The 10,483-nt window shown below is 70.5% G+C and carries 10 protein-coding genes; 5 read left to right on the top strand and 5 right to left on the bottom strand.

Annotated features, from left to right (window positions below; all coding sequences use genetic code 11):
* Positions 1 to 38 precede the first annotated feature (38 nt).
* The 3 genes from ACWEF6_RS13510 to ACWEF6_RS13520 all read left to right on the top strand — a co-directional run bounded on the left by ACWEF6_RS13510 (position 39) and on the right by ACWEF6_RS13520 (position 3,150).
* Positions 39 to 1,295 carry a class I SAM-dependent methyltransferase gene (locus ACWEF6_RS13510; RefSeq protein ID WP_449683178.1) on the top strand — a complete coding sequence of 419 codons (1,257 nt, stop codon included), beginning with the start codon at positions 39 to 41 and terminating at the stop codon, positions 1,293 to 1,295.
* An 89-nt stretch (positions 1,296 to 1,384) separates the two neighbouring features.
* Positions 1,385 to 2,581: an LCP family protein gene (locus ACWEF6_RS13515; RefSeq protein ID WP_449683179.1), complete on the top strand. Its 1,197-nt coding sequence runs from the start codon at positions 1,385 to 1,387 to the stop codon at positions 2,579 to 2,581.
* Between the two features lie 38 nt (positions 2,582 to 2,619).
* Positions 2,620 to 3,150: a GNAT family N-acetyltransferase gene (locus tag ACWEF6_RS13520; RefSeq protein ID WP_449683180.1), complete on the top strand. Its 531-nt coding sequence runs from the start codon at positions 2,620 to 2,622 to the stop codon at positions 3,148 to 3,150.
* Here ACWEF6_RS13520 and ACWEF6_RS13525 read toward each other — a convergent pair.
* The 4 genes from ACWEF6_RS13525 to ACWEF6_RS13540 form a co-directional block, all read right to left on the bottom strand.
* Positions 3,147 to 3,608 carry a peroxiredoxin gene (locus ACWEF6_RS13525; protein ID WP_449683181.1) on the bottom strand — a complete coding sequence of 154 codons (462 nt, stop codon included), beginning with the start codon at positions 3,606 to 3,608 and terminating at the stop codon, positions 3,147 to 3,149. The genes ACWEF6_RS13520 and ACWEF6_RS13525 overlap by 4 nt on opposite strands.
* Before the next feature lie 73 nt (positions 3,609 to 3,681).
* Positions 3,682 to 5,499, bottom strand: a complete 1,818-nt coding sequence (locus tag ACWEF6_RS13530; RefSeq protein WP_449683188.1) for a putative bifunctional diguanylate cyclase/phosphodiesterase — start codon at positions 5,497 to 5,499, stop codon at positions 3,682 to 3,684.
* Between the two features lie 237 nt (positions 5,500 to 5,736).
* Positions 5,737 to 7,197 (bottom strand): cytochrome P450, encoded by a 1,461-nt coding sequence (locus tag ACWEF6_RS13535; protein WP_449683189.1) that lies wholly within the window; start codon positions 7,195 to 7,197, stop codon positions 5,737 to 5,739.
* 168 nt (positions 7,198 to 7,365) lie between these two features.
* Positions 7,366 to 8,283, bottom strand: a complete 918-nt coding sequence (locus tag ACWEF6_RS13540) for an AraC family transcriptional regulator (RefSeq protein ID WP_449683182.1) — start codon at positions 8,281 to 8,283, stop codon at positions 7,366 to 7,368.
* Positions 8,284 to 8,364: 81 nt separating this feature from the next.
* On the opposite strand from ACWEF6_RS13540, the gene ACWEF6_RS13545 reads away from it, so the two are divergent.
* Together ACWEF6_RS13545 and ACWEF6_RS13550 are read left to right on the top strand one after the other, a co-directional pair.
* Positions 8,365 to 8,763: a pyridoxamine 5'-phosphate oxidase family protein gene (locus tag ACWEF6_RS13545; protein WP_449683183.1), complete on the top strand. Its 399-nt coding sequence runs from the start codon at positions 8,365 to 8,367 to the stop codon at positions 8,761 to 8,763.
* Positions 8,763 to 9,218, top strand: coding sequence for an NUDIX hydrolase (locus ACWEF6_RS13550; protein ID WP_449683184.1), 456 nt, complete (start codon positions 8,763 to 8,765; stop codon positions 9,216 to 9,218). Before ACWEF6_RS13545 ends, ACWEF6_RS13550 begins: the two co-directional genes overlap by 1 nt.
* A gap of 48 nt (positions 9,219 to 9,266) precedes the next feature.
* Here the strand turns inward: ACWEF6_RS13550 and ACWEF6_RS13555 are convergent, their stop codons facing one another.
* Complete coding sequence (locus tag ACWEF6_RS13555; protein ID WP_363998036.1) at positions 9,267 to 10,340, bottom strand: ribonucleotide-diphosphate reductase subunit beta; 1,074 nt, start codon at positions 10,338 to 10,340, stop codon at positions 9,267 to 9,269.
* Positions 10,341 to 10,483: the final 143 nt, after the last annotated feature.

Raw genomic sequence — 10,483 nt, forward strand, 5'->3', positions numbered from 1 at the left:
CGATCACCGGCGAACCTGGCCGGCCGGAGGGAGTACCCGTGACCACTTCGAGCGCTGACCGGGCGTCGGCCCGGGACGTCCCGGACGGGACCCGGTGGCCGGGCCTGGCCACCCCACCGCACTCCGCGCTGCGCGCGCGGATCGCCGCCGCGCTGTTCCGCCGCGCGGTGCGCCCGCTCGACGTGCGGGTCAGCTTCCCGGACGGCACCGTGCTCGGCGCCGGCGGCCCGGAGTCACCCGAAATGCGGATCCTGCGGCCCGAGGCGTTCTTCCACCGCCTCGGCGTCGAAGCCAAGATCGGCTTCGGCGAGTCCTACATGGCCGGTGACTGGACCGCGTCCGACCTCGCCGAGGTGCTGACGCCGTTCGCCGAGCGGATGGCCACGCTCGTCCCGCCGGCGCTGCAGAAGTTCCGCCGGCTCGCCGAGCGGACGCAGCCGCCGTCGGAGGAGAACACCCTCGAGGGCGCGCGGGCGAACATCCACCGGCACTACGACCTCTCCAACGACCTGTTCGGCGCCTTCCTCGACCAGTCGATGACGTACTCCTCCGCGCTGTTCGCGCCGGGCGACGACGACCTCACCGCCGCCCAGCACCGCAAGATCGACAGCGTGCTCGACTACGCGGGCGTCCGCGACGGCAGCGAAGTCCTCGAAATCGGCACCGGATGGGGTGAACTCGCCATCCGCGCCGCGGCCCGCGGCGCGCACGTGACGTCCTTGACCATCTCGGAGGAGCAGCGCGCGCTGGCCACCGAGCGCATCGCGGCGGCCGGGTTCTCCGACCGCGTCGAAGTGAAGCTGTGCGACTACCGCGAGTCGAGCGGCAAGTACGACGCCGTGGTCAGCGTCGAGATGATCGAGGCCGTCGGCGCGTCCTACTGGCCGGAGTTCTACCGGGTGATCGGCGAGCGGCTGCGCCCGGGCGGGCGGTTCGGCCTGCAGGCCATCACCATGGACCACGACCGGATGCTGGCGGCGTCGCGGGCCTACAGCTGGGTCCACAAGTACATCTTCCCGGGCGGGCTGATCCCGTCGGTGCGCTCGGTCGAGGAGGGCGTCAAGGCGAACACCCGGCTCAAGCTGGCCGGGATGCGCGAGTTCGGCCAGGACTACGCGCGCACGCTACGGTGGTGGCGCGAACGGTTCCTGCACCGCTGGGCCGACATCGCCGGGTTCGGGTTCGACGACGTCTTCCGCCGGATGTGGGAGTTCTACCTGGCCTATTCCGAGGCCGGGTTCCGGTCCGGGTACCTCAAGGTCCACCAGTTCGGCTACGAGGCAACCGGCCGGTAACCGCAACCCGACCCCGGTGCCGGGCGTCCTCCTTCCGAGGACGTGCGGTGTACTGACGACGAGAAGTTTGTCCGGATCGGGATTGGGTGATGGTGATGACGTACCGTGGCGACGACGGCGGGCGCCGGATGCCGCCGGCCGGCCGCTCCCGGGACCACCAGCGCGCGCAGATGATGCCGCTGCCCGGGCGGGGCCGGAGCCCGTACGACGAGCGCACCCGCCCGATGGGCACCCGCGAGCCCGAGTACGCCCCGCCGCCGCCCCCGCGGCAGGACCCGCCGCGCCGTCCGGTCCAGGACGACTACCCGCCGTCCCGGCCGCCCCGCCGGCGCCGCTGGAGCTTCGGCAAGGTCCTGGGCGCCCTGGTGCTCGTCTTCGTCGTCTTCCTCGCCGGCATCTGGATCTACCTCGAATTCTCCATCAAGCGCGTCGACGCGCTGGCCGACTACTCCGGCCGCCCGGTGGCCGCGTCCGGCACCAACTGGCTGATCGTCGGCTCGGACAGCCGCGAAGGCCTGACCGCCGAGGACGAGGAGCGGCTCGCCACCGGCGACGTCGCCGCGGCGGGCGGCGGGCAGCGCACCGACACGATCATGGTCGCGCACATCCCGGACAACAGCACCAAGCCGACGCTACTGTCGCTGCCGCGCGACTCGCAGGTGTCGATTCCCGGGCACGGCAAGAACAAGATCAACGCGGCGTTCTCGCTCGGCGGCCCGAAGCTGCTGGCGCAGACCGTCGAAGGCGCCACCGGGCTGCACATCGACCACTACGCGGAGATCGGCTTCGGCGGGTTCGCCAAGATCGTCGACGCGATCGGCGGGGTCGACATGTGCATCGACAAGGACATGAACGACACGATGACCGGCATCGACATCAAGGCGGGCTGCCAGTCCCTGGACGGCCGGTCGGCGCTGGGCTTCGTGCGGATGCGCCACAGTTCGGCGACACCGCGTTCGGACCTCGACCGCGTCGCCAACCAGCGCAAGTTCATCGGCGCGCTGGTCAGCCAGATCGCCAGCCCGGGCACGCTGCTGAACCCGTTCGACTTCTTCCCGCTGCTGTCCTCGGCGCCGGACGCGCTGACCATGGACTCGGGCGACCACGTGCACAACCTGGCCGGCCTGGCGCTGGCGATGCGCGGGATCTCCTCCGGGGGCGTGGTGACCACGACGGTGCCGGTGACCAGCGGGTCGGCGGAGAACTGGGACAAGGCCAAGTCGAAGCAGCTGTTCGACGCGCTGAAGAACGACACCGAGGTGCCCGACAGCGTCATCGTGAATTGAGTCGCGCCTGACCTCCCGGCCGGGGCACCATGAACTGCATGGAAGCCCCGGCCGAGACCTACCGCGACGGTGACCTGACGCTGACCCGCTGGCACCCGGGCGACCGCCCGACGCTGACCGAGGTCGTCAGCGGCTCGCTGGCGCACCTGAGCCCGTTCCTGATCTGGGCCGCCGGCGGCTACACCGACGACGACTCGGCGGAGTTCCTCCGGCTGACCGCGAAGCGCTGGGAGAGCGGCGAAGCGTACGAATACGCGCTGCGGCTGGGCGCGGAGGTGGCCGGCGGCATCGGCGTGATGACCCGCGACGGCGGCGTCGAGATCGGCTACTGGCTCGCGGCCGGGTTCGTCGGCCGCGGCCTGATGACCCGCACCGTCACGCTCCTGACGGACGAAGCCTTCCGCCTCGGCGCCGGGTACGTCGAGATCAAGCACGACGAGCGGAACGTCCGAAGTGGAGCGGTCCCCGCCCGGCTCGGCTTCACCGAGGTGCGCACGGAACCGGCGGAGAAGCCGCTGGCGCCGTCGTGCACGGGCACCAACCGCGTGTGGCGGCTGACTCCCCGCTAGGAGACCTTGTTCCGCTCTCGCAGCACCTTGAGCGCCTCGTCGGCGTGAACGGTGAAGTTCAGCTCGCTCTTGATCTTCGCGATGACCTTCCGGTCCTCGCCGATGACGAAGGTGGCGCGCTTGGTGTGCAGCGGCACGAGTTTGCGCCACACCCCGAACTGCTTGGCGACCACACCCTCCACATCGGACAGGAGCGGGTAGTCGAAGCCGTTCGCGTCGGCGAAGGCGCGCTGCTTGGTGATGGCGTCCGGGCTGATGCCGACGCGGTGCGCGCCGACCGCCGCGAACTCCGCCGCGAGGTCGCGGAAGTGGCAGCTCTCGGCGGTGCAGCCCCCGGTCATCGCGGCCGGGTAGAAGAACAGGACCACGGGCCCGGTGGCCAGGAAGTCCGAGAGCGTGCGCTCCTGGCCCCGGTCGTCGGGCAGCGTGAAGTCGGGGGCGAGGTCTCCGGCGTCCATGGACGTCCCTTCTCGTCGGCGGCAGAACCCATCCTGCCGGTCGTTCGGAGCCGCCGGGCAACCGGCTTGGTCCTCACTTCCGCGGGTGCCGCGCGATCAGCTCGTCGACCTCGTCGCCCGTCGCCGAATCCGCCACGAACGGCCCCCGCGCCGCGACCACCCCCAGCTGGCGCAACCGGGCCGCCTGCTCGTGCGTGCGCACCCCCTCCGCCCCCACCTTCAGGTGCAGCTCACGCGCCCGGGTGATCAGCTGGGTCAGGTGGCGCAGGTCGGACTCCGCCGGCTCGTCGGTGTCCAGCGCGTCGACCACCGGGCCCGACAGGATGACGTGCCGGACCGGGAGGCGGTGCTGCGGGATCAGCTCCAGGTCCGCCGAGCCCGAGATCGTCAGCACCAGCTGCGCGCCCAGGTCGGCCAGGACCGACAGGGAGTCCAGGACTTCGCCGCGCGGGTCGAGCATCGAGTCGCGGTCGGTGCACAGGCGCAACGCCCGCGCCGGGAGCTCGTGCTTGTCCAGCTGTTCCTTCACCAGCAGCACCAGGTCGGGGTCGATCGCCAGCCGGGCCGGGAGCCGGACGCAGACGTCCGGGGCGGCATCGCCCAGGCGCGTGCGCCAGCGGGCCGTCGCCGCCAGGGACTCGGCGAGCAGCCAGCGGCCCAGCGGGACGGTCATGCCCGTGGTCTGGGCCAGCGGGTAGAACTCCTCGGAGCCGAGCTCGCCCTTCTCCGGGTGGTTCCATCGCAGCCCGGCGTTGACCGCCGCGAGCTCGTCCGGCCGGGACAGCTTCACCGTGGGCTGGTAGACCAGCGAGAACTCGCCGTTCTCCAGCGCGCCGGCGATCACCGCGCCCAGCTGGTAGCGGCCGCGGTCGCGGGCGTCCAGCTCCGGGTCGAACAGCATCCACTGCGCCTTGCCGGCCTCTTTGGCCCGGTGCAGCGCGATTTCCGCGGCCCGCAGCAGTTCCGCCGCGCCGCCCTCGACCGCCGCGCGCACGACGATGCCCGCGCTCGCGCTGACGCCGATGCCGTGCCCGCCCAGGTAGATCGGCTCGTTGAGGTCCTCCAGGGCCCGCTCGACCAGCCCGATGACCTCGGTCGCGGCCAGCTCGCCGCGCAGCAGCACCGCGAAGCCGTCGCCGGACAGCCGCGCGACGAACCCGTCGTGGTGGCCGGTGAACACCGCCGACAGCTTGTTCGCGACCCCGCGCAGCACCTGGTCGCCGACCCCGGCGCCGAGGCCGTCGTTGACCACCTTGAAGCCGTCGACGTCGAGGTAGATCAGCGCGATGTCGTCGCGCGCGCCGGCACCGAGCGCGGCCTCCAGCTTGGTGGTGAACGACGACGCGTTGGGCAGCCCGGTCAGCGGGTCGTGCACGTTCTGGTGCAGCAGCCGCTCCTGCAGCAGGTGCAGCTCGTTCGCGTCCGACACCATCAGCACCGGGTAGATCGAGCCGGGCCGGTCGCCGGGCAGCCGGGCGAGCGTCACGTCGGTCCAGAGCTGCCCGTCCTCGGTGTGGTCGAGCAGCATCCGCTCCTGGTAGCGGTCGCGCCCCGCGCGCACCTGTTCCAGGCCGGCCGCGAGCCGCGAGACGTCGTGGTCGGTCGAGCCGAGGCCGGTGATGTGCCTGCCCCGCAACCGTTCCGGCGAGCAGCCGAGCAGCTGGCCGAGCGCGAGGTTCGCCTCGACGATGGCGCCGTCGGGGTCGGCCAGCGCGATGCCCATCGGCGAGGCGGCGTACAGCGCGGTGAACCGCAGCAGCGCGCCGTCGTGCTGCGAGCCGGCTTGGTCGACCGCGTCGTGCGCGACCTCCAGCAGGAGAGCTTCGAGCTCTTCCGGGGGAAGCGTTACTCCTTTGGTGTCGGCCAACGTCGCCGCCCACCGCCGCGCCACGTCCAGTAGCCCTGACGCGGCACCGGGTTCAGGCACACTCCACCTCTTCACGCACAGGTATGGCCAGGTCGGACACGGTGTCGGGGATCATGAAGCCGCACCAGGCAGCCTTCGCCCACGATCGATGCCACGCCATCATGTGTGTCACGGGGTGTCTACCGGCTGAACGAGTGAACGAATCTCCACAAACGGTAACGTTTCGTTACCTAGTGTATGCGGCGGTGGACGGTCGCCGGGTCAGCGACGGGTCAGGTGGACCGGCAGACCGTCCGCGGGCACCGGCAGCGAGACGTAGTCCCAGCGCGCGGTGTAACTCTCCGGAACCGACCAGCGGTAGGCGCGCAGCAGTTCGTGCATCAGCAACTTCACCTCGAGACCGCCGAAGTGGAGCCCGATGCACTTGTGCGCGCCGCCGCCGAACGGCATCCACGCCATCCGGTGCGACTTGTCCTCGCGCCGCGGTTCGGCGAAGCGCTCCGGGTCGAACGCGAAGGGGTTCGTCCAGCACTCGGGCGTGAAGTGGTTGATGGTCGGCGAGACGCCGACGAGCGTGCCCGCGGGGATGTAGTGGCCGAGGACCTCGGTGTCCTTGACGGTCTGGCGGGTCAGCGACGGCACCGGCGCCACCAGCCGCAGCGCCTCCTTCATCACCAGGTCGAGGGTTTCCAGCCGGTCGACGGCCTCGATGTCGAGGACGTCGTCGCCGAGGGCCAGCGACTCCGCGCGGGCGCGTTCCTGCCACTCCGGGTGCTTGGCCAGGTAGTAGGCCATGGCGCTGCTGGTGATGGTGGTCGTGTCGTGCGCGGCCATCATCAGGAAGATCATGTGGTTGACGATGTCGGTGTCGGAGAACCGGTCGCCGTCCTCGGTGGTGGCCTGGCAGAGCGCGGCGAACAGGTCGTCGCCGCCCGAACGCCGTTTGGCGGGCAGGGTTTCACCGAAGTAGCGCTCCAGGACCCGGCGCCCGTGCAGCCCGGCCGACCAGCGTCCGCCCGGCACCGGGAAGCGCACGAAGGCGGTGCCGGCCCGCACGCAGCTGACGAACGCGCGGTTGATCCGGGCGGCGTCGGCGCCGCTGGGCATGCCCATGAACACGCGGGTGGCGACGTCGAGGGTCAGCTGCTTGAGCGCCCAGTACAGCCGCGGCCGCTCGCTCGCGCCCCAGCCGGCGACACCTTCGCGCAGCGCCGGACCCATCTCGCCGACGTAGCCGGTCAGCCGCGGGCGCGTGAAGGCCTCCTGCATGATCCGGCGGTGCAGGTGGTGCTCGCCGAAGTCCATCAGCATCAAGCCGCGCTCGAAGAACTTCTCGATGAAGAACTTCCAGCCCTCCTGCGAAAACGCCTTGTCCTTGTTGACGAGCGCGATCTGCGTGGCCTCGGGCCCGGACAGTGCGACGATCCGGCGGCCGAACCCGCCGGTCCAGGACACCGGGCCGTAGAGCTCGTGCCGGCGCAGGCCGAACGCCGGGCCGAACCGCATCATCTCCAGCATGTGCCCGACCACGGGCGGACCTTCGTCACCGAGCACGGGCTTGAGGCCGCTGCCCGCGGGCGGCGTCGCGAGTTCCTTGACGGGCCACCGCGACTGCAGCCACCGTTCGTCGACCTTGTGCGGCAGGGGGAGAGCGGTCAGGGGCGGCACGCGTTCGCGCAGTGCTTCGGCGGCTCGGCTCACGGTGCCCGGCAAAGTGACCATCTCCTGCGTCGAGATCGGTTGTCCGTCCACGATGCACCCTTGTTGACGCTCTGACAACACCTGCGGCGCCGTCTTTTCGGGTGATCGGTGCGCACCGCCTGCGGCCGCGCGGCGGTGGATCGGCTGGCAGCGGAAGTGATTGTCACCGGCAGGACGTGACGGAGCGGATCAGCCGGAGGCGGCTTTGCGTCGGGACTCGCTCGGGGTGACACCCCGGACCCGCTTGAACGCCGCGCTGAACCCGAAGGCGTCGGCGTACCCGACCTGCCGGGCGACCTCCGAGACGGTGGCGGCGGGCCGCTCGGCCAGCAGGTCGGCGGCGAGCGCCATCCGGCGGCGGGTGAGGTAGGTCAGCGGCGGCTCGCCGACGAGCTCGGCGAACCGCTTGGCCAACGTCGAGCGCGCCACCCCGGCCCGCTGGGCCAGTGCGGCGACCGTCCACGGCGCCGCGGGTTCGTCGTGCAACAGGCGCAGCACCGGGCCGGCCACCGGGTCGCGCTGGGCGCTCCACCACGCCGGTGGTTCGCCGCCGGGCCGGTCGAACCACGCGCGCAGCGTGCAGACGAGCATCCAGTCGAGCAGCCGGTCGAGCACGACCTGCTGGCCGGGCGTGTCGGCGGCCACCTCGGCCGCGAGGTGGTCCAGGACGGCGTCCCCGGTGCCGCCGCCGTCCACGCGCAACACGGGCGGCAGGGCGTCCAGCAGCGGACGGCTGACCTCGCCGCCGGCCGGGTAGGCGCCGACGATCAGCGTGGTCGGGCCGTCGCCGTCGTCGCGCCAGCCGCGCCGGTGCCGCGTCCCGCCCAGCTCCGTGGCGGCGCAGTACTCGCCGCACGCGACCGGTTCGGCGCCGGTGCCGAGCTCGTCGACGAAGGTGAAGGTGCCCGGTCCGCGCACGACGACGGTGTCGTAGGCGCTCAGCGGCTCGGGTTCGCCGTGCTCGGGGACGATCCAGCCGCCGCCGGAGAGCGCGGTGCACAGGGTCAGCGGGGCGCCGTCGACGAAGTGCAGGGAGAACGGCGGGGTGACGGCGGAGCTGCCGAACAGCGAGCCGTGGGCCCGCACGCCGCGGAAGAGGTCGTCCACGGTCTCGAGGTTAGACGAATGGACAGGGATTCCGGTGTTTCACCCATGGGATCGTCCGACCGGCTCCGGTTCACTGGACCCATGCTGACTTCCGACGACCTCGAATTCCTCCGCCGTCCCCTGCACGGGTTCCTGACCGTGGCCGGCGCCGAGCCGCGCCCGGTCTGGTTCGAGGCGGCCGACGACGGCACGCTCCAGCTGTTCTCGGAGCCGGACGCGCCCAAGGTACGCCGCCTGCGCCGCGACCCGCACGCGTCGATCGTGGTGGCGGCCCCGGTGGGCGAGCGCGAGCGCTGGGTTTCGGTGGCCGGCCGCGTCTCGATCGAGCCCGGCGGGGCACAGGAGCTGGCGCAGCGCTTGGCGGCGCGGTACTGGGACCTCGACGACCCGGACCGCGCGGCCGACGCGAAGGCGATCCGGGACACGGAGCAGGTGAGGCTGGTGCTGCACCCGGAAACCGTGCGGCGCTACGCGTTCTGATGGCCGGGCTCCCGCTCCGGGACCGAGCGGGGAACGTGCTGCTCGCGGTGCGGCGGGTCGCCGAGAGCGCGCTGCCGCCCGTGGCTGCCTCGCTGGTCGTGGTCCGCCACGCCGGCGCGGTCCTGATGATGTTCGACAAGCGCCGCGGGCAGTGGGAACTGCCCGGCGGGATGCGGGAACCCGGGGAAACCGCGCGCGAGGCCGCGGCCCGCGAACTCGCCGAGGAGACCGGCATCCACGACGTCGCGCTGACCTTCGCCGCGGTGGCCGAGTTCGACCTGGCCGATCCCGGGCGGCGCGAGTTCCTCGCCGTCTACCGGGCCGAGCTCGCCGCGGCGCCCCGGCTCGTCCTGAGCGAGGAAGGACTCGGCTTCCGGTGGTGGTCGCCGCGCGAGGCCGTCGATCCGGACCTGAGCCCGTTGGATGCGGAGCTGGCCGCGCGGGCGACGACGTGAAACGGCCCCGCCCTGGTTCACCGGGGCGGGGCCGTGTGCTTCAAGGACTCAGTCCCAGTCGAGGGCGCCGCCCGACTGGTACTCGATCACGCGGGTCTCGAAGAAGTTCTTCTCCTTCTTCAGGTCCATCGCCTCGGACATCCACGGGAACGGGTTCTCCGTCTCGCCGAAGATCGGGGCCAGGCCGATCTGCTGCGCCCGCCGGTCGGTGATGAAGTGCATGTACTGCTCGCACAGCTGCGCCGACAGCCCGAGCATGCCGCGCGGCATCGTGTCGCGGGCGTACTTGACCTCGAGCTCGCACGCCTCCTTGAGCATCCCGCGCACCTCGGCCTGGAACTCCTCGGTCCACAGGTGCGGGTTCTCGATCTTGATCTGGTTGATGCAGTCGATGCCGAAGTTCAGGTGGATCGACTCGTCGCGCAGGATGTACTGGTACTGCTCGGCGATGCCGACCATCTTGTTCCGGCGGCCCAGCGACAGGATCTGCGCGAAGCCGGTGTAGAACCACATGCCCTCGAAGATCACGTAGAACGCGACGAGGTCACGCAGGAACGCCTGGTCGGCCTCCGGCGTGCCGGTCTCGAAGTCCGGGTTCTCCAGGTTCTGCGTGTACTTCAGCGCCCACGCGTCCTTGTCCGAAATGGACGGGACCTCGCGGTACATGTTGAACAGCTCGCCCTCGACCAGGCCGAGGCTCTCGCAGATGTACTGGAAGGTGTGCGTGTGCACGGCCTCCTCGAACGCCTGGCGCAGCAGGTACTGGCGGCACTCGGGGTTGGTGATCTGCCGGTACACCGCGAGCACGATGTTGTTGGCCACCAGCGACTCCGCGGTCGCGAAGAAACCGAGGTTGCGCTTGAGCATCTGCCGCTCGTCCTCGGTGAGGCCGTCGGGCGACTTCCACAGCGCGATGTCGGCCTGCATGGCGACCTCGGTCGGCATCCAGTGGTTGTTGCAGCCGGCCAGGTACTTCTCCCACGCCCACTTGTACTTCATGGGCAGCAGCTGGTTGACGTCGGCGCGCGCGTTGATCATGCGCTTGTCGTCGACGTTGATCCGGGCGGCGCCGACCTCGATCTCCCCGAGGCCGGTCGCGTCCGTCGTCTCCACGTTGGTCATGTCACTCACTTCAGGCTGGCGGGGTGGGGGGGGGGGTGGTTTTTTGTGTTGTGGGTGATGAAAAAAAAAAAAAAAAAAAAAAAAAAACAAAAAAAAAAAAAAAAAAAAAAAAAAAAAAAAAAAAAAAAAAAAAAAAAAAAAAA

This window comes from Amycolatopsis sp. NPDC004772 (assembly GCF_053601215.1).